16 protein-coding genes are annotated in these 18,593 nt (G+C 49.7%); 14 read left to right on the top strand and 2 right to left on the bottom strand.

Features of this window, described 5'->3' with window-relative positions:
* Both G598_RS0110225 and tnpA read right to left on the bottom strand, forming a co-directional pair.
* On the bottom strand, positions 1 to 431 hold a 431-nt coding region (locus tag G598_RS0110225; RefSeq protein WP_026766889.1), incomplete at its 3' end, for an RNA-guided endonuclease TnpB family protein.
* Between the two features lie 4 nt (positions 432 to 435).
* Positions 436 to 846 (bottom strand): IS200/IS605 family transposase, encoded by a 411-nt coding sequence (tnpA, locus tag G598_RS0110230; RefSeq protein ID WP_037363939.1) that lies wholly within the window; start codon positions 844 to 846, stop codon positions 436 to 438.
* A gap of 213 nt (positions 847 to 1,059) precedes the next feature.
* Here tnpA and priA point away from each other — a divergent pair, with 213 nt between their 5' ends.
* From priA to G598_RS18675, 14 genes are all read left to right on the top strand, one after another.
* Positions 1,060 to 3,486 carry a primosomal protein N' gene (priA, locus tag G598_RS0110235; RefSeq protein WP_026766891.1) on the top strand — a complete coding sequence of 809 codons (2,427 nt, stop codon included), beginning with the start codon at positions 1,060 to 1,062 and terminating at the stop codon, positions 3,484 to 3,486.
* 11 nt (positions 3,487 to 3,497) lie between these two features.
* Entirely contained in the window at positions 3,498 to 6,380 is a 2,883-nt protein-coding gene (locus G598_RS17675; protein ID WP_051180191.1) for a TOTE conflict system archaeo-eukaryotic primase domain-containing protein, read from the top strand.
* On the top strand, positions 6,355 to 7,038 hold the full coding sequence (locus G598_RS0110245; protein WP_026766892.1) for a DNA alkylation repair protein: 684 nt from the start codon (positions 6,355 to 6,357) through the stop codon (positions 7,036 to 7,038). The genes G598_RS17675 and G598_RS0110245 overlap by 26 nt, the downstream gene beginning before the upstream one ends.
* A 75-nt stretch (positions 7,039 to 7,113) precedes the next feature.
* Entirely contained in the window at positions 7,114 to 7,404 is a 291-nt protein-coding gene (gene gatC / locus G598_RS0110250; protein ID WP_026760529.1) for an Asp-tRNA(Asn)/Glu-tRNA(Gln) amidotransferase subunit GatC, read from the top strand.
* Positions 7,405 to 7,420: 16 nt separating this feature from the next.
* Positions 7,421 to 8,893 carry an Asp-tRNA(Asn)/Glu-tRNA(Gln) amidotransferase subunit GatA gene (gene gatA / locus G598_RS0110255; RefSeq protein ID WP_026766893.1) on the top strand — a complete coding sequence of 491 codons (1,473 nt, stop codon included), beginning with the start codon at positions 7,421 to 7,423 and terminating at the stop codon, positions 8,891 to 8,893.
* Positions 8,890 to 10,329 carry an Asp-tRNA(Asn)/Glu-tRNA(Gln) amidotransferase subunit GatB gene (gatB, locus tag G598_RS0110260; RefSeq protein WP_026766894.1) on the top strand — a complete coding sequence of 480 codons (1,440 nt, stop codon included), beginning with the start codon at positions 8,890 to 8,892 and terminating at the stop codon, positions 10,327 to 10,329. Before gatA ends, gatB begins: the two co-directional genes overlap by 4 nt.
* Positions 10,330 to 11,049: 720 nt before the next feature.
* On the top strand, positions 11,050 to 11,709 hold the full coding sequence (locus G598_RS0110265) for an HAD family hydrolase (RefSeq protein ID WP_026766895.1): 660 nt from the start codon (positions 11,050 to 11,052) through the stop codon (positions 11,707 to 11,709).
* A gap of 184 nt (positions 11,710 to 11,893) precedes the next feature.
* Positions 11,894 to 12,910: a FecCD family ABC transporter permease gene (locus G598_RS0110270; RefSeq protein ID WP_336433147.1), complete on the top strand. Its 1,017-nt coding sequence runs from the start codon at positions 11,894 to 11,896 to the stop codon at positions 12,908 to 12,910.
* Between the two features lie 11 nt (positions 12,911 to 12,921).
* Positions 12,922 to 13,698: a heme ABC transporter ATP-binding protein gene (locus G598_RS0110275; RefSeq protein ID WP_026766897.1), complete on the top strand. Its 777-nt coding sequence runs from the start codon at positions 12,922 to 12,924 to the stop codon at positions 13,696 to 13,698.
* Positions 13,695 to 14,669 carry an ABC transporter substrate-binding protein gene (locus tag G598_RS17680; RefSeq protein ID WP_051180193.1) on the top strand — a complete coding sequence of 325 codons (975 nt, stop codon included), beginning with the start codon at positions 13,695 to 13,697 and terminating at the stop codon, positions 14,667 to 14,669. The genes G598_RS0110275 and G598_RS17680 overlap by 4 nt, the downstream gene beginning before the upstream one ends.
* Positions 14,670 to 14,696: 27 nt before the next feature.
* Positions 14,697 to 16,625, top strand: a complete 1,929-nt coding sequence (locus tag G598_RS17685; RefSeq protein ID WP_051180196.1) for a TonB-dependent receptor plug domain-containing protein — start codon at positions 14,697 to 14,699, stop codon at positions 16,623 to 16,625.
* A gap of 22 nt (positions 16,626 to 16,647) precedes the next feature.
* Positions 16,648 to 17,313 (top strand): MotA/TolQ/ExbB proton channel family protein, encoded by a 666-nt coding sequence (locus G598_RS17690; RefSeq protein ID WP_037363946.1) that lies wholly within the window; start codon positions 16,648 to 16,650, stop codon positions 17,311 to 17,313.
* A complete protein-coding gene (locus G598_RS0110295; protein WP_026766898.1) occupies positions 17,310 to 17,729 on the top strand; it encodes an ExbD/TolR family protein in 420 nt (139 codons plus the stop codon). Before G598_RS17690 ends, G598_RS0110295 begins: the two co-directional genes overlap by 4 nt.
* On the top strand, positions 17,719 to 18,498 hold the full coding sequence (locus G598_RS18675) for a TonB family protein (protein ID WP_080657011.1): 780 nt from the start codon (positions 17,719 to 17,721) through the stop codon (positions 18,496 to 18,498). The genes G598_RS0110295 and G598_RS18675 overlap by 11 nt, the downstream gene beginning before the upstream one ends.
* Positions 18,499 to 18,593: the final 95 nt, after the last annotated feature.

The following is an 18,593-nucleotide window of genomic DNA, read 5'->3' on the forward strand; positions in this document are numbered from 1 at the left end:
CGGCTCTGCTTGATTTTCACAGCTCCGATTTTTGGCAGTTTAATTCGATTCCCTACGATACGGACGCCTTTGCTCTGATTCCTGGTGCGGTAGGACTGGCTATGGTTATGCTTGGATTTGAAGCGTGGGTATTTTGCTTGGTGTTTGAAGAAATTCTGGTATGCTGTGTCGAGATTCTTCAAAGACTCCTGTAATGCCATGCTGTCTACCTCTTTCAGCCAGCTATACTCTTCATACCTTTTCAAGTCCGTCAGCATGGCACTGGTCTGATTGTAGGTTACAGACTTATGGTTTGCAGTCCATTCATCTCTACGGATGGCGAGAAAATGATTGAACACAAATCGGCAACAGCCCAGAGTATGGTTAATGAGTTCTTGCTGGGCATGGTTCGGATATATTCTGAATTTGAAGCCCATTGTGTACTTGTCCATTTTCTCACTTCCTTTGCGATGTTTTTTGGCTCTCGATATACTGCTTCACGATGTTAAGCGGAGCACCACCGACAGTGGAGCAAAAATAGCTGTTTGTCCATAGGCTAGGCAGTTTAGTTGTCAGCCATGGAAATTCCTGCCTCAAGATACGAGAGGTCTTGCCCTTGATAGTCTTTACGGCTTTGTGAACACCGAACTGCGGGTGAACCTCCAGTAGAAGATGCACATGGTCTGGCATGATTTCCATTTCGATTACATCGACTTGGATTTCTTCACAGATTGACTTGACCAGCTCCTTTAGTCTGGTGTCAACGCCATTGACCAACACTTTTCTGCGGTACTTGGGACAGAACACGATATGGTACTTACATGAATATACGATATTGTGGCTTGAATGATATTTTATTTCTCCCATATTTGTATTATACAACTTTAAGAAAGATAATACAACACAAGTTAAAAAGTAATTGTCCACCTTCAATTACTTACGTAAATTCGGTGGACACGCCTTATATCCCCATAACTAAAGTTAGGGGGTTACGGCGTTTTGGATAATTTGTTGCGCATTCACAGGGGGAATGTTAGAATTTAAAGATACAAACGATTTATGAATGGTGGTTAAAAATACATGCTGACAGCCAGCGTCTTTGTCAATATTCCCGTAAAAAGCATAGCTAAAGCCTATACCTACAGCGTGCCAGCCGAGCTTTCCTATTTGGAAACAGGCTGGCGTGTTTTTGTGCCCTTCGGCGGGCGCAAGGTGGAAGGTTTTATTCTGTCCGTGGCGGAGCAGTCTGCTGCAGAACTTGGTGATATGCAGGGCAAGCTAAAGCCCATTGAAGCTGCGGTGGACGAAGAAGCCTGGTTTACGCCGCCGGTTTTACGGGCAGCGAAATGGCTGGCGGATTTTTACTTGTGCTCACTGGCGGAGATGATGCGGCTCTTTATGCCGGGGAAAAGCGGCCTGAAAATTACGGTGCTCTATGAAAGCGACCCCATGCAGCATGAACATATCCTCCTGCATATGCCCACCTATCGGCAGGTTTATGAGGCTTTGGCTGCAGAACCGGCAAGCCGTCTGGCCTTAGGGAAAAAACTGCCGGAGTTAAAGGCGGAATTGCCGGCCATGCTGGACAAGATGGTACAGTATGGCATTATCCGCAGGGAGTATGCGGCGGACAAGCGGGAAAAAGCCCGCTATGAGCAGGACGCCGTTTTGCAGGTGGAAGTTAACGAAGAACTGCTTAACGACTATAAGCGGAAAAAAGCACAGGCGCATGCATTAGAGGTCCTCGCGGCGGCGGGCGGCAAAATGGCGGTCAAGGAGCTCAAAGCCCAAAAGATATCGGCGCAGGTCTTAAAGGCGCTGGCGGCGGATGGCATTATCCGCATGGAAAATCGCCGGATTATGCGGGACAGTTATAGTAATGCAGAAGCAGTGCACGCAGAGGTGGAACTGACTACTGACCAAAAAGCGGCTATAGCGGCGATGGAACCGGCTGTAAACAAGCGGGAATATCAGGGCTTTTTGCTGAAAGGCGTAACCGGCAGCGGCAAGACGCAGGTCTATATCGAAATGGCGGGGAAAGTCCGGCAGGCCGGGCGACAGGTTATTGTGCTGGTGCCGGAAATCGCCCTGACCGGTCAGGTGGTTATGGCCTTTAAGGCGTATTTTGCGCAGGATATTGTCGTTATGCACAGCCGCTTGTCTTTGGCGGAACGCAATGATGCCGTGCTTCGGGTGCGGCGCGGTCAGGCAGGTATTATTATCGGTGCGCGCTCGGCGCTTTTCACGCCGGCTAGTGATGTGGGCCTAATCATCATGGACGAGGAGCAGGATATGTCCTACAAGCAGGACGAATCGCCCCGCTATCATGCCAAGGTTGTGGCCGAGGAACTGGCAAAAATCCATCAGGCGGTACTATTGCTAGGGAGTGCGACCCCTTCACTCGAAAGTTATTATCGGGCAAAGGCCGGGGAACTGACCTTGCTCAATATGCCCAAACGTATCGGCAATCTGCCCCTGCCTGTTGTGCAATGCATTGATATGCGGCAGGAACTGCGCATGGGCAATCGACATATCATGTCAGCGGCCTTGCAGCAGCTGATTGAAACGACTATGGCACAGAACCAGCAGATTATCATCATGCTGAATCGGCGGGGCTTTTCCACCTTTGTCATGTGTCGTTCCTGCGGCGAGGTCATTAAATGCAAGCTCTGCGGCCTGCCGCTGGTCTATCATAAGAACGGCAAACTGTCCTGTCATCACTGCGATGTGACGGAGCCGGTGCCCGATGTATGTCCGAAATGCAGCAGCCGCTACATTAAATATTTCGGTTCCGGTACAGAGAAGCTGGAGCAGGAACTTCACCAACTGGTGCCGTCTGCCCGCGTTATCCGCATGGACAGGGATACGACCAATACCAAATTTGCCCATCAGGAAATCCTGCAGAAGTTCCGTGAGAAACAATACGATATCCTCCTGGGCACGCAGATGGTAGCCAAAGGGCATGATATTCCCGATGTGACGGCGGTGGGCATCATCAGCGCCGATTCCAGTTTGCACATGCCGGACTTTCGCGCGGCAGAGCGCTGCTTTATGCTGATTACCCAGACGGCCGGCCGGGCAGGGCGCCATGAACATCAAGGCAGAGTGGTGATTCAGACCTATAATCCGGAGCACTATGCCGTGACCTGTGGTATTGCCCAGGATTACGAAGGCTTTTACGAGCAGGAAATGAAAATGCGGCAGGGCTTGTTCTATCCGCCCTTTAGCCGGCTGGTCAAACTGTTGTTCCAACATGAAGATGAAAACACTGCCAAGGGCAATGCCAAAAATTTGGTGACGGCCTTTAACGAATACTTCGACGGCGTAAAGGGGCAGCAGATTATCGGTCCGTCGCCTGCGGTAATTGCCCGCTTCCGTGGTATCTACCGCTTTGTCGTGCTGATTAAGACCGCCGATTTGCCTGCGGTGCAGGCCTTTTTGCGGGAGCAGAAGCTGCATCTGCGCACGGATGTGGCCATTGATATTGACCCGATTACCATGTTGTAGGAGGGAGAAATGTGACAGAACTGGAGTGGCTGCGACAGGAAAATCGCAGATTGGCCAAAGAAAATCTGCATCTGCGAACTATGCTAAATGAACATGGTATCGCTTGGCAGGAAAAAATGGAAGTACGACCTGCCGCTGTGATGGATAAACAGGCTGAGGAACAACGGCGGATAAATTTATTTATGAAGCTCTTTGTTGCTCGCAGGGATGTCTATGCCAAGCGATGGGAAACAACCGAGGGGCGCAAAGGGTATTCTCCGGTTTGTGTTAACTTTTGGCAGGATGTGTGTCCTAAGCGCTTACGTAAGCCGGTAAAGTGTAATGCGTGCAATGCGCATAAATGGCAGCCGTTCACCGAACAGGTAGCTCGTCAGCATTTGCTCGGAACGGATGAAAAGGGAAAATCCTTTGTGGCGGGAACATATGCTCTATTGGAAGATTCAACCTGTAAATTTTTGGTGTTCGATTTTGATGACCATGATGGTTCGGCTTGCTATTGGCAGGATGAGGCTCTAGGGTTAAGAAAAATATGTCATGCTTATGGTATAGATTCAGCTTTGGAACGTTCACGGTCAGGAAATGGAGCGCATGTCTGGTTATTTTTTGCCCAACCGATAGCCGCTAAGACGGCGAGACTTTTTGGCCGCTTATTGCTGGAAAAAGGGGCAGAGGTCATGCAGCAGACGGATTTTAACACCTTCGACAGGATGCTGCCCAATCAGGATGAGATGCCGGCGGGCGGCTTGGGAAATCTGATTGCTCTGCCATTGCAAGGATTGCCACGCAAGCAGCATAATTCTGTATTCGTTGATGAAAATTGGCAGGCAGTGGCTGACCAGTGGGGGTATTTGGCCAATATAAAACCACTTACTGCGGATTTTGTAGCGGAGAAGATAAGGGCTTGGAGCGAAAGCAAAGCTATAGTTGTCCAAGAGGAATGTGCAGATTATACAGAGCAGTCAAGGCCCTGGGAAGGAAAGCGTGTTTTGTCGCTGGAAGCAAAAGACTTCACGAGCAAATTGCAAATATCATTGGCCAATTGCATATATATTCCCAAAGCCGCGGTTAAGCCGCGCTCGCTTAATCGTATAAGACAACTGGCAACATTTAGCAATCCGCAGTTTTACAAAATGCAGGCCATGCATTATTCGACCAAGCAAATACCGCGGCGGATTCAGTGCTTTCGTGAAGTCGATGATTATGTTACCTTGCCCAGAGGATTACTGACTGATTTAATATCGTTACTGTCGGAGGCTAAAGTACCCTTTGTTTTTGAGGACTGTCGAAAGCAAGGTAAGGCGATAAAGGTTTCCTTTAAAGGAAAATTGCAACCAGGTCAGCAGGAGGCAGCTGATGTTATGCTGGCACATGATGGGGGAATTTTGGGGGCAGCTACTGGTTTTGGAAAAACAGTTCTGGGAACTTATTTGATTGCCAGTCGTAAGGTAAATACCTTGATTTTGGTTCATAATCGCGAGTTGATGCGGCAATGGCAACAGGATATTGAAAAGTTCCTGCAGATTGATGAAGCGTTACCTATGATTAAGGGAAAACGTAAAACCAGCATAGTAGGTACGTTGTATAGTGGGCGGGATTCTTTGCATGGCATCGTGGACATAGCAATGATTTCTTCTTTGGGCCGGGATGATGAAGTGGATAAACGCTTGCAGGATTATGGTATGGTCATCATGGATGAATGCCACCATGCTGGTGCAGCTACTTTTGAAAATGTATTGTGGAATGTCAAAGCCAAATATGTTTACGGCCTTACGGCTACGCCTGTACGTGATGATGGTCATGAAAAAATTATGTTCATGCAGTTGGGGCCGCTGCGCTATCGGCTTACGGAAAAAGAACGTGGCAAGATGCAGGATTTTCGTCATGAGATCTATCCGCGGTTTACCGCATTTGCCCCGGTGACTACAGATAGGGCGACCATCAATGATTTTTACAAGTTGCTCATTGGTGATAAAGAGCGCAATGACTTACTGTTAGCGGATATACTCAACAGTCTGGCTGAAGGACGCACGCCGTTAGTACTGACCAAATTTAAGGAACATGCTGAATATATTTACGAACAGTTACAAGCGCATGATGTTTATGCAGTGCTTTTATTAGGCGGTGGCTCAGCTAAAGAACGACGGGAGCGTCAAAATCGGCTGCAGGAAGCGGAAAAACAGAAGCGGATAGCAATTATTGCTACGGGAAAATATATTGGCGAAGGCTTTAATTTTCCTCGGCTGGACACGCTTTTTCTGACCGTGCCGATATCGTGGAAGGGAAATTTGGCTCAGTATGCAGGCCGTTTGCATCGGGACTTTTCAGGCAAGGAAAACGTAATTATTTATGATTATGTGGATGTGCATGTGAAAATGTTGGAACGCATGTATCAAAAACGGTTAAAGGCTTATGCCGCTATGGGGTATAAGTTGTTTGCGCCGACAGGCGAAGGGAACAATGTCATTTATACGGTAAACGATTATCAGGAAGTTTTTTGGCAGGATTTTTCTAAGGCTGCTGAACGTATTTGTATCTCAAGTCCCTGGTTGAGCCGCAGACGGGTAGTGGAATTTATCAAACGGATAAATGACTTGGGTGAGCCCAAACCGAAGATAACGGTGATAACATTACCCGATGAGGTGTATAGCGATAAACAACAAAATTTGGCAAAACTTAGCAAAAAAGCAATGACAGCTGCGGGAGTTATCGTCGAAGCGCAGAATGATCTCAATTGTCATTATGCGGTTTTTGATGATGATTTGGTTTGGTATGGCAGTATGAATTTTTTGTCTAAAGAACACGATGATGATTTACTTCTGCGGATAAGAAGTGAGCTTGTGGCTAAAGAATTGTTGGGGAGGCGTGCAGATGAACATTCAAAAAAAATTGTTTAGCATGCAGGATAAAAACTATCAGGAATTCAGCAGTAAACTGATACCCAATATAGCACCGGAAAAGATAATCGGCGTGCGCACACCGGCCCTGCGGCAGTTGGCCAAAGAAGTCCTGGCGGCAGGGAAGGCGGAGGCATTTCTTCAGGACTTGCCGCATGCGTATCATGAGGAAAATCAGCTCCATGCCTTTATTCTTTCGGCAATGAAGGATTATGAACCGTGCATGGCGTACTTGGAAAAATTTCTGCCCTATGTGGATAACTGGGCGACCTGCGACCAGATGTCGCCGAAGGTGTTTAAGAAGCATAGGCCGGAACTTTTACAGCAGATTAAGACATGGCTGAACGCTGAAGGTACTTACACTGTGCGCTATGCCATCGGTATGCTGATGGTGCATTTCCTCGATGAGGATTTTGACCGTTCCTATTTTGAAATGGTCGCGCAAATCCGCTCAGAGGAATATTATATCAATATGATGATTGCCTGGTATTTTGCAACGGCTCTGGCTAAGCAGTATGAGGCATCATTGCCCTATATTGAGGAGCGACGTTTGGCGCCATGGACACATAACAAGGCGATTCAGAAGGCGATTGAGAGCAGACGGGTCAGTCCGGAGCACAAAGCGTATTTACGGAATTTGAAGATGAAAAACTTTTAGAGCGGCCGTATTTGTGCTATACTATTGAAGTATGTTTCCTAGCGATAACAATAAACATCTATGGATGGTGAGAAAATGAAAGTTACCAAAGAAGATTTGCAAAATGTAGCGGTTCTTTCTCGTTTGGCAATTCCTGCCGACCAGGAGGACAAGTACATTGACCAGATGGATAAAATCCTGACCTATATGGACAATCTGTCCGAGCTGGATACGGAAAATGTTAAGCCGACCACTTACGCCCTGCCCATGCAGAACGTGTTCCGCAAGGACGAAGTGAAAGCATCCCTTGACCGTGAGGCAGCGCTCGCGAATGCTCCGCTCAAGGAAGACGGCTACTTCAAAGTACCGAAGGTTCTGGAAGACTAAGGCAGGAGGATTGAACGTGAGATTATATGAAAAACCGGCTCATGTACTCCATGATATGCTGGTGAATAAAGAGATTACAAGTGTAGAGCTCACCGAAGATGTGCTGGCGCGCATCGACGAGGTGGAAGGCGACGTTAAAGCATATTTGACCATTACCCGTGACGAAGCTCTGGCTCAGGCTAAGGCCGTGGACGAAAAGATTGCCCGCGGTGAGGAGATTTCCTTCCTCGAAGGTATCCCGGGCGCCATCAAGGACAATATCTGCACCAAGGGCGTAAAGACGACTTGTGCCTCCAAGATTCTGGAAAACTTCGTGCCGCCTTATGATGCTACGGTTATGACCAAGCTCAAAGCCGAAAATCCCGTTATCCTGGGCAAGCTCAACATGGATGAGTTCGCCATGGGCGGTTCCACGGAAAATTCTGCGTACCATCCGACCTGCAATCCCTGGAATACGGAATGTGTACCGGGCGGTTCTTCGGGCGGCAGTGCCGCATCCGTAGCTGCTGGTACGGCGATTTGGTCGCTTGGCTCCGATACGGGCGGCTCCATTCGTCAGCCGGCATCCTTCTGCGGCGTGGTAGGCTTAAAGCCGACCTACGGCCGTGTTTCCCGCTATGGCCTCGTGGCTTATGGTTCTTCTTTGGACCAGATTGGCCCTGTGACCCGTGATGTGACGGACTGCGCGAACATCCTCAACATCATCGCCGGCCATGATGACATGGATTCCACTTCCAGCGCTGCGGAAGTGCCGGATTTCACCAAGGCGTTGGTGGAAGATGTGAAAGGCCTTAAAATTGGTCTGCCGAAAGAATACTTCGTCAAGGGCATGGACCCCGAAGTGGAAAAGGCTATTCGCACGGCTATCGAAAAGTACAAGGAAATGGGCGCCGAAATCGTTGAGATTTCCCTGCCGCATACGGATTATGCAATTTCTGCCTATTACCTTATTGCTCCGGCTGAAGCAGCCACCAACCTGCAGCGTTATGACGGCGTAAGCTATGGTGAACGCGTGGAAGGTGAAGACCTCGTCGCCATGATGACCAACACCCGTACGGAAAAATTCGGTGAGGAAGTAAAACGCCGTATCGTTATCGGTAACTACGCCTTGTCTGCCGGCTACTATGATGCTTACTACCTCAAAGCCATGAAAGTGCGTACGCTCGTAGCGGAAGACTATGCCAAGGCTTTTGAACAGGTAGATGTAATTTTGGCCCCTGTTGCGCCGACGACAGCCTTCAAGATTGGCGAAATGGCTGGCGACCCGCTGCAGATGTACTTGCAGGATGCCTGCACCGTACCTTTGAATCTGGCTGGTCTGCCGGGCATCTCCATTCCCTGCGGCATGAGCAGCAAGGGAATGCCTATCGGCATGCAGCTTATCGGCAAGGCGCTGGATGAAGAAACCATTATCCGTGCGGCTTACACCTATGAACAGAGCCAGGAGTATCACACGAAAATGCCGCAGCTGGGAGGTAACAACGAATGAAGTACGAAGCCGTCATTGGCCTGGAAATACATTGCGAATTAAAGACGAAAACCAAGATTTTCTGCGGTTGTGCCACGGAATTTGGTGCTGACCAGAACACCCATGTGTGCCCGGTTTGCCTGGGTATGCCCGGTGTACTGCCCACGGTAAATCAGCGTGTGGTGGAGTTCGGTATCAAGGCTGGCCTTGCCACGAACTGCGAAATCAACAAGTACAGCAAGTTTGACCGCAAGAACTATTACTATCCTGACCTGCCGAAGAACTGGCAGACGTCCCAGTACGACCTGCCGATTGCTGAACATGGCTGGGTGGATATTGACGTGGAAGGCGAAAAGAAACGCATTCGCCTGACGCGTATCCATATGGAAGAAGATGCCGGCAAGCTCGTGCATTCCGGCACGACCATCAAGGATTCCGCGTCCAGTAACGTTGACTACAACCGTACCGGCGTGCCCCTCCTTGAAATCGTATCCGAACCGGATATGAGCTCGGCTGAAGAAGCCCGCGCTTATATGGAAAAAATCAAGGCCATCATGGAATACATCGATGTGTCCAATTGCCGCATGGAAGAAGGCAACCTGCGCGCCGACATCAACGTATCCCTGCGCCCGGTTGGCACGAAAGAACTCGGCACCCGTACCGAGATGAAGAACATCAACTCCTTCAAGAACCTCGAGGATGCCATCAATTACGAAATTGAGCGTCAGACGGAAGTTCTCGAAGACGGCGGCCATATCGTGCAGGAAACCCGTACCTATGACCCGGCCCGCGGCATTACGCTGTCCATGCGCAGCAAGGAAAATGCCCATGACTATCGCTACATGCCGGAACCGGACCTGCCGCCTATCGTGACCAGCGAGGAAACCATCGAAAAGTACCGCAGTGAGCTGCCGGAACTGCCCGATGCCCGCCGCGCACGTCTGGAAAAGGACTTCGGCCTGTCCGATTACGATGCTGGTATCATCACGAGCTCCCGCGCTATGGCAGAATACTTCGATGCTGTAGTGGCTACGGGCGCTGATGCCAAGCTGGCAGCCAACTGGATGATGGGCGATTTGGCCAAGAACCTCAACGAGGAAGGTCTCGACATCAGCAAATCACCGGTGGACGCTCAGCGCCTCGGCGAAATGATTCAGCTTATCATGAAGGACACCATTTCCGGCAAGATTGCCAAGAAGGTCTTCAAGGAAATGTGGACGAATACCGACAGCCCGGAAAAAATCGTCAAGGACAAGGGCCTTGTACAGATTACCGATACCAAAGCCATCGAAGGCATTGTGGACGAAGTTATCGCCAACAATCAGAAGGCTGTTGACGACTATAAGGGCGGCAACAAGAAAGCCATCGGCGCTCTCGTAGGTCAGGTTATGAAGGCCTCCAAAGGTAAAGCCAACCCGCAGATGGTCAACAAACTGCTGGCGGAAAAGCTAAACTGACAAATTTGATATAATAGGGGCTGTGAAATATCCCTTTTATAAACAGAAAGTGCGTTGACGTAAAATTTGTCAACGCACTTTTGGCAAATTGCAGTTTGTAGTTGCGTGCTTGAACGCAATTGGTTACAGATTTGTGGGGCGGAGGTGGGGATACTTCTTCGCCACTTCACTAAATGACCCGCCAGCAGTAGTGCGTACTATTTTAGTTACCTGCGCCGGGCAGGCCGGCGGCGCGTATATTCAGCTCAGTTTCCAGTAACAACGGTTTGCGGGCCAGCCTTCACTTCGTTCAGGCAGTCGTTCCGTCGGCGAATAAGCATCCCCGCCTCCACCCAAAGCTTCGTTTGTGTCTGCAGATATGTTCTGGCTGGAAGCTGCAATTACATCGATGTTCTTGTTACGGGAGCAACGGTTCGTGCTGATTGTCAATACCGTTTCTTGGGTTCACGGGGGAGTGCTTTTGCTGTGGGAGCGACAGTCTGAGCGTAAGCGAAGACCGGCCCGACGCAGGTAGTAACTAGAAAGCACGCTGAAAGACGCGCCGCTGGCCTGCCCGGCGCATCCCGCTAAATAGCTCTAACTTGACAGGGAGGGACGTTTAGCGGAAACAGCAAAAGTACTCCCCCGTGAACCCCTGACAACGTATGAACTGGATACCTTTATCACGAACTTGCCGACAAAACGCAATTTTACAGTCCCTATTTTTGAAAGGAGATTCCTATGCAATATAAAGCCGCTATTTTTGACCTGGATGGCACATTGATTGACTCGTTGGCCGATTTGGCCGACAGTGCCAATGAGATGCTGGAAAGCTACGGCTATCCCACCCATGGTATCGACAAATATCGTTACTTTGTGGGCAATGGCTCCCGTAAGCTCATTGAACGCTGCCTGCCTGCTGACAAAGCCGCAGATTCGGCTTTTGTGGATGAGGCTTTGGCAAAATACAAAGAATGCTATGACCGCAATCTTACCCATAAGACCGATTGCTATGACGGTATTATGGATATGCTGCAGACCTTGCAGGCCAAGAATATCCCCTTGGGCATCTGCACCAATAAGCATCAGTCGGCAGCCGATATCATCGTGGCAAAATTATTTCCAAAAGATATGTTTGTGTCCGTTATCGGTGACTGCAAGGATTTGCCGCGCAAGCCTGACCCGCAAAAGGTTTTGTTGATTGCCGAAAAGATGGGCGTAAAGCCGGAAGAAGTTGCCTATTTTGGGGATACCAGCGTAGATATGGATACGGCAAAGAATGCCGGCATGTTGTCTGTCGGAGTAACCTGGGGATTCCGTCCCAAAGAAGAACTGGTAGAACATGGAGCTAAGGTGCTTTTGGATAAGCCAATGGATTTATTCAGCAAGGTAGAGTTCTGAAAAAGAATATAGATTAAAGACCTCTTTGATACTGAAAAATGATATGATTTTTAGTATCAAAGAGGTCTTTTGCGTATAAAAATAAATTATACAATCAAATAGATGTTGACAGATTATTATTCTCAATATATAATGATTATCGCTACTAATCAATCATAAAAGAAAGGAAATGAGTGTATTGCCTTTGGTTTACTTGACTGCGGGGCTGGTCAGTATATTTTTTACGATTTTGTTTGCCATATCTGTGGGCGTGGTGGATATTCCTTTAGCGGAAGTGCTGGCGCTGCTGGGGGAACGCAGCGGGCTGATGAAAGGCATAACCATATCCTCAGCCCATCATGATATTCTGTGGGAATTGCGTTTGCCTCGGGTACTGCTGGCCGGTTTTGCCGGAGCGGGTTTGTCGCTATGTGGCATGGTCATGCAGGCCTTAGTACAAAATCCATTAGCTGAACCATATATTTTAGGTGTTGCCTCAGGGGCTTCACTAGGAGCAGTAGCCGTTATTTTGCTTGGCGGAACTGCGTTCCTGGCGGGGATAGGTGTTCCGTTGGGAGCCTTTTTGGGTGCTGTGGCCGCCACGGGCTTTGTTTTGGCATTAGCCGGCAAGGAGCGCAGTGCTTCGGCTGTACGATTGATTTTGGCGGGTGCGGTGGTCAGCGCGCTATTTTCTGCACTGGCGAATCTGGTCGTTTATCTGGCCAATGATGCAGAAGGGATGCGCAGTGCTGCGTTTTGGACGATGGGCTCACTGGCTGGTGCGCGTTGGGATAGCCTATGGCTGCCGGGAATAGCTGTGCTTGTGGGAGCTGTTTTCTTTGCCTTGCGTCTGCGGGAGCTCAATGCCATGCTGCTCGGCGAGGAAACGGCAGTGACTTTGGGGGTGGACCTCATTGGGGCACGGCGCAGATATTTGGCCCTTACAGCCTTGCTTACGGGAATTATCGTTTCGGTTTGTGGGATATTTGGTTTTGTCGGCTTGATTATTCCCCATGCCGTGCGGGCAGTAGTGGGCTCTGACCATCGCCGGGTACTGCCGGGTGTGCTGATTGTGGGGGCGATATTTTTGATTTTGGCGGATGTGCTTTGCCGGGTACTGTTGCCCAGCGGTGATTTACCCATCGGAATTTTGACCGCGCTGGTTGGAGCACCGCTCTTTATGCGGCTGCTTTTTCGAACAGAGAATGGTCTGGGACGATGAAAGGGGCGTTTATGCAGGATTTAGAAGTGAAGAACCTTTCCTTTTCCTTGGGGAAAAGGGCGATATTGCAGGATATATCCCTGTCTGTAAAACGGGGAGAATTTGTGGGCATTATTGGCCCAAACGGCAGTGGCAAGTCAACGCTGCTAAAAAATGTCTATCGTGTTTTACAGCCGCAAAAGGGAGATATAGTTGTCTTGGGCAGGTACTTACAGGATATATCCTTGTCTGAATCAGCGCGTTTGCTGGCTGTGATGGGACAGTTTCATAAGGTTAATTTTGACTTTACCGTTGAGGATATGGTGATGATGGGGCGGATTCCCCATCAAGGCTCTAACGGCAGGATTTCTGCACAAGACAGGCAAGCGGTGGAACGCGCCTTGTCGCAGGCAGGTATAGAAAAATTGGCAAAGCGGCGATTTGCCGCATTGTCCGGTGGTGAGCAGCAGCGCGTAGTGCTCGCCAGAGCCTTGGCGCAGGAGCCGCGCCTGTTGCTTTTGGACGAGCCAACCAATCACCTGGATATACGTTACCAAATGCAGATTATGGAGATTGCGGCAGGTCTTGGTGTCGGTGTGCTGGCGGTATTGCATGATTTGAATTTGGCAGCGATGTACTGTCAGCGGCTCTATGTGCTCAAGGGCGGACGCTTGGCAGCTGCGGGCCGTCCTGTTGAAATATTGACTCCAACGCTCATTCAGGATGTTTACGGCGTACAATGCGAGGTACTCAAAGGTCCTGAGGGACGTCCCGTTATCGTCTATGGACGGGGGAAGATGGCTGTATGAAGCTCGTACTTTTGATTATGGCCCTGACTTGTTCTACGTTGCTGTTCGGCTGTAGTAGAGATTCAGAAAATATAACCGATAAGCAATTTATACAAAATTATGACGAGAATGGACATAGCCGGCGTACATTAATAAAGGGGATTCCTCAGCGTGTGCTTATTCTCTATCCCGGAGCCGCAGAGGCAATGTTGGAACTGGGATTGGATGCGCATATTGAGCAGACGATTGCCGCCTATGGCAGTGAACCGGAGCATCTGGTTACGCGCTTTGCGGCTTTGCCTAAGGTGCAGGCGGCATTTATACCCGCGCAGGAAGAAGTATTTGCCTTGCAGCCTGACCTCATCATCGGCTGGGCACATAATTTTTCGCCTATGGAATTGGGAGCACCTCAAGGATGGCAGGAACATGGCATAGGCGCGTATATCGTTCCCGCGACAATTCCCCATGAACGGCCGACACTAGAAAATTCTGTTTATCCGTTTATCGAAGATTTGGGGACAATCTTTGCTGTGGAGGAGCGGGCAGCTGATTATATTGCGGCTTGCCGTAAGCGTGAAGCTACAATAGCTGAATGCCTAAAAGAACGGGAGCGGGAAACAGCGATTGTCTTGCAGGAGCATGGCAGAAGTTCCTATTCCCTTTATGATGCGGGTTATCTGATAAACGATGTGCTGGATAAGGCCGGGCTGGATAATCTGGTCAGCATGAAAACGGTCTTTGTGGGGCCCGAGAGAATACTCGCCTATGACCCGGATTATCTGGTGTATGTTTCGCTGCCGGGACCGGATGGGCAGGACCTTTCCGATGAGGAGGTTTGGGAGCAGGTAAAGAAAAATCGTGACCTGCAGCCGTTGCGGGCGGTACAGCAGGGACGTATCATCAACATTCCCTTTGCTGAGGTCAACAGTGGCAATGGACGCGCGTTGGATGCGCTATCCCGCCTGGCTGAGGGCAGGCTTAAACATAGATAATAAATACAAGAGAGGATTTAGGACTTAATGAAACAGTACAAGGAGCAAAAGATTTTGGCAGCTATGCTTTGTGGAGCACTGACTTTGAGTGGGGCAGAGTATGTTGCCGCTGCGGAAAATGCAGCAGAGGATTTAGCCGTGGAGGAGTTCTCCCTGGATGATTATGTGGTAACGGCCAATCGCATGAAGGTGCGTTCGCAGGAAGTGGCAGCAGAGGTTACCGTGGTGACTGCTGAAGATTTGGCCAAGGGGAATTACACAACCGTAACCGATGCTTTGCGCGATAAGGGCATTAACGTCAAAACCAATACCACCGGCAGTTATGTGGAGCTTAATGGCGATAACCGCGTGCTGCTCATGGTGAATGGCCGGCGCACCAACTGGAACCACGGGCCGCTTATCAGCGGTGTCGATACCGGACTTATGGATTTGGATACCTTTCAGGTGGAAAATATCGAGCGTATCGAAGTGGTGCACGGCCCCAATTCCTCCCTGTATGGCAATGCGGCTATGGGAGGCGTAGTCAACATCATCACCAAGCGGCCAGAGGCGGGCATGCATGTAAAGGTGCGCGGGGAAGTGGGCACACAGCAACAGCGGCGCGGTGCTCTGCGTGTGGAAGGCGGCGATGACAGCGTAACCTATGCGCTTACGGTAAGCCGGGAAACGCGGGGAGATATCGAATACCGCTCACCGTCGAATGGCAATTTGTCTATTGCGGATACGGGCATGCACAGAACGAGTAAAGCCCTGACGCTGGATAAAAAATTCACCAATGGCGATTTACTCAGCTTTGATTTTACCAATACAGAAGCCAATAAAAGCATGGCGGCTAATGTAAAGGACGCCAATACAGCTCAGCCAACCTATCCGAATGCCCGTGGACGGGAAACTGTACGCACTTATGCGTTGACCTATACTTGGGCAGCCAAAGTAGAAAACGGGCCGCAGGATTATTTTCGGATTTATCACAATCAGGAAACTTTAGACGGCAATTATGATGCATCCTTCAAAGATGATATGAAAGCCATGGGGGCTGAGTATCAGAAAAACTGGCTGCTCAGCGATAAGCATACGCTAATCAGCGGCGTGTCCTTCCATCACGAGAATATACAGGAAGAAAATAACGGTAGCCTTGACCGCTCGGCCAATACGACTTCTCTTTATCTGGAGGATAACTGGCGTATGGGACGTGGCTGGTCACTGAATTTAGGCACCAGATGGGAAGACCATAGCGACTTTGGCGCAGACTTTACTTCGCATATTGGTTTGAACAAAGAACTTTCGGCTGCCACGAGTGCCTTCGTTTCCTGGGGACAGGCGGTAAACAATCCTACCTTGAAAATGCGTTATGCCAATACGCAGTGGTGGGCAGGCAATGAGAATTTGCAGCAGGAGAAGTCCCAAACGGTAACGACGGGCATAAAATCAAAACTATCCGCGAATACAGATGTGGATGCGACCTTCTATTACAGCAAAGTTAAAAATGCGCTGGATTGGATATATACGGATAAAACCCGTTACTACAATGTAGCGCAGGAGACACGGCGAGGGTTGGACCTCAACCTGCGCCATCATTTCTCACCGCAGTGGGCCGTACGGTTAGGCTATTCTTATGCACAGGTAAAGGAAAGCGACAATACCTGGCATTATCTGTACCGCAAAAACAATCAGCCCAATCGCTATATTTTTGGCGTAAGTTATAAGCAGGATAAATGGGAGGGCGATTTGACCTTGCAGCATGTGGCTGGCAGGGTAGTAGGTGATAATGCCTTCCTGAAAAGCCGCTATACCACCTTGGATATGGTATTGAACTACCATTGCAATGATAAGACCAAGTTCTATATAAAAGGCTATAATCTGACCAATGAAAGTTACGAATCCATTGCAACCTGGTCTGGTTACTATATGGCACCGGGACGCAGCGTAATCTTTGGCGTACAGCATGAATTTTAAGGAAGAAATGTGAGGAATGAATATGGATTATATGGTTACGGGCGTAGAATTTTTTCAAAAGGGCGGCGCAGTTATGTATGTACTGCTGCTTTGCTCCATGTTTGTAGTGGCCATTGGCATTGAGCGCGCCCTGCATTTTAACCGCATGGATTCCGGGCGGGATTTTGCGCGAGTTTTTTATGAGCAGGTTACTGCCGGCCAGTATGGGGAAGCTGCAGCTTTACTGCAAAATGCCCCTGGCGTTCTGGCGAAAATCATCATCGCCGCAGTGCAGAAGGAAAATCGGGAGCAAGCCGCCCATTATATGGAACTGCAATCCGGCATCGCTCTGTCCAGAATGCGTCAGCGGTTGTATTATCTTAGCGTGATTGTCACTATGGCACCGCTTTTAGGGCTGCTGGGCACCATCAGCGGCATGATTTCGTCCTTTAGCGTGTTCAATGTCGCATCCGGGCAGGCAACGGCCATCACAGGAGGTGTGGGGGAAGCCCTTATCGCTACGGCGATGGGGCTTTGCGTGGCGATTGCAGCGCTCACGGTACATGCATATTTCTCGCAGCGTCTGGAAAGTATCATTACGGATATGGAACAGTGTTTCTCGCTGGTTGAAGAGCATCTTGTTCGTCTGCATGAAGGTGCTGAGCATGCAGCTGCGGGACAGCTGGTCATGGAAGGCGGTACGCTATGAGACTGCGGGACAGAAAGGCCTTTGCCCGGCCGGAAGTCATGATTATCCCCATGATTGATATTATGTTTTTTCTGTTGGTGTTCTTTATGATGAGTACGCTTTATATGGTGAATATCAAAACGGTGGATGTGAATATGCCCAAAGCGCAGACTGCTGAAACGCAGATGAATGTAAATTATCTGGTTACCTTAAAGGCAGATGGTTCTTTGTGGCTGGAAGACCAGCCCATTGCTGAAGATGACCTCTTGGCGCGGGCCAAGCAGGAATATAAGCGCAATCCGCGCTTTGCTGTGGTCGTGAGAGCTGACCAGGGGATGGACTATGGTATGGTGATTGGCCTGTTGGATAAACTGCGCGGTGCGGGGATTGCCCGCTTTGGCCTGGCTGCCGAGACAGGTGCTGCTCATGATGAATGAAAATAAGGATAAACTCTATGCCTGGGGCATTTCGGCGGCTGTGCATATTTTTCTGTTTGTGGTCGTGGCATTGACCGGTCTGTTTGCACAGGTATCTGCTGAACCGGAAAAGGTGCTGGATGTAGCGCTATATGATGTCGAACAGGCAGAAGCGGGCGGAGCAAGCGCAGGTGATACCAGCGATGCCGGGGCAGAAGCTGCGGTCGAAGAGGTGTCTTATTCAGCCAGTACTGCGGCACCGGAGATTTCGGAAAACTATACGCGTCAGCCCGAAACGCAGCAAATTTACAAGGAGTCAAAACAGCGGGATAACGCAGAGAAAGGCGAAAATGCTGCGGTTCGTACTACAACTGGCGGCAACGGTCAGGGCAGTTCAGCGACTGGAGAAGGTGTCGCTAATAGCGGTAACGGCGGAGAAAAAGGCAATGGCCAAGGCGGAGAAGGAGGTTCGGGTCAAGGCAGCGGCGCTAGGGATAGTACTGCTGCCCAGCGCCCCAAGACGCCGCCCCGTCTGCTCGCAGGAGCAAATCCGGCCTATCCGGAGGATTTGCGTCGTCAGGGCATAGAGGGTGCCGTGCGGGTTCGTGTCGTTGTGGGCAAAGACGGCAGCGTGGAAACCGCAAATGTGGCGGCGTCCTCCGGTTATCCTTCGATGGATGATGCGGCAGTAGCGGCCGCTTATCGCTATCGTTTTTCTCCAGCGCTCAATGTGTATGAAGAACCGGTAAGATGCGCAGTGAGTCAGACTGTGCAATTTCGGCTGCAATAAAATATTGGCCAAGTTGAACAGCATGGAGTCATTTCCATGCTGTTCTTGTATTTGCAGGGGAACATATTTATGGTAGAATAGTAAATATTTGTTCT

Source organism: Selenomonas ruminantium subsp. ruminantium ATCC 12561 (genome assembly GCF_000424065.1).
Classification (GTDB): domain Bacteria; phylum Bacillota; class Negativicutes; order Selenomonadales; family Selenomonadaceae; genus Selenomonas_A; species Selenomonas_A ruminantium.

Excerpts from the sequence above, each read along its gene's own strand:
- G598_RS18675 (WP_080657011.1), top strand. The coding sequence starts at position 17,719 with ATGATGAATGAAAATAAGGATAAACTCTATGCCTGGGGCATTTCGGCG.
- G598_RS0110295 (WP_026766898.1), top strand. The coding sequence starts at position 17,310 with ATGAGACTGCGGGACAGAAAGGCCTTTGCCCGGCCGGAAGTCATGATT.
- G598_RS17690 (WP_037363946.1), top strand. The coding sequence starts at position 16,648 with ATGGATTATATGGTTACGGGCGTAGAATTTTTTCAAAAGGGCGGCGCA.
- G598_RS17685 (WP_051180196.1), top strand. The coding sequence starts at position 14,697 with ATGAAACAGTACAAGGAGCAAAAGATTTTGGCAGCTATGCTTTGTGGA.
- G598_RS0110245 (WP_026766892.1), top strand. The coding sequence starts at position 6,355 with ATGAACATTCAAAAAAAATTGTTTAGCATGCAGGATAAAAACTATCAG.
- priA (WP_026766891.1), top strand. The coding sequence starts at position 1,060 with ATGCTGACAGCCAGCGTCTTTGTCAATATTCCCGTAAAAAGCATAGCT.
- tnpA (WP_037363939.1), bottom strand. The coding sequence starts at position 846 with ATGGGAGAAATAAAATATCATTCAAGCCACAATATCGTATATTCATGT.
- G598_RS0110265 (WP_026766895.1), top strand. The coding sequence starts at position 11,050 with ATGCAATATAAAGCCGCTATTTTTGACCTGGATGGCACATTGATTGAC.
- G598_RS0110275 (WP_026766897.1), top strand. The coding sequence starts at position 12,922 with ATGCAGGATTTAGAAGTGAAGAACCTTTCCTTTTCCTTGGGGAAAAGG.
- gatB (WP_026766894.1), top strand. The coding sequence starts at position 8,890 with ATGAAGTACGAAGCCGTCATTGGCCTGGAAATACATTGCGAATTAAAG.
- gatC (WP_026760529.1), top strand. The coding sequence starts at position 7,114 with ATGAAAGTTACCAAAGAAGATTTGCAAAATGTAGCGGTTCTTTCTCGT.
- G598_RS17680 (WP_051180193.1), top strand. The coding sequence starts at position 13,695 with ATGAAGCTCGTACTTTTGATTATGGCCCTGACTTGTTCTACGTTGCTG.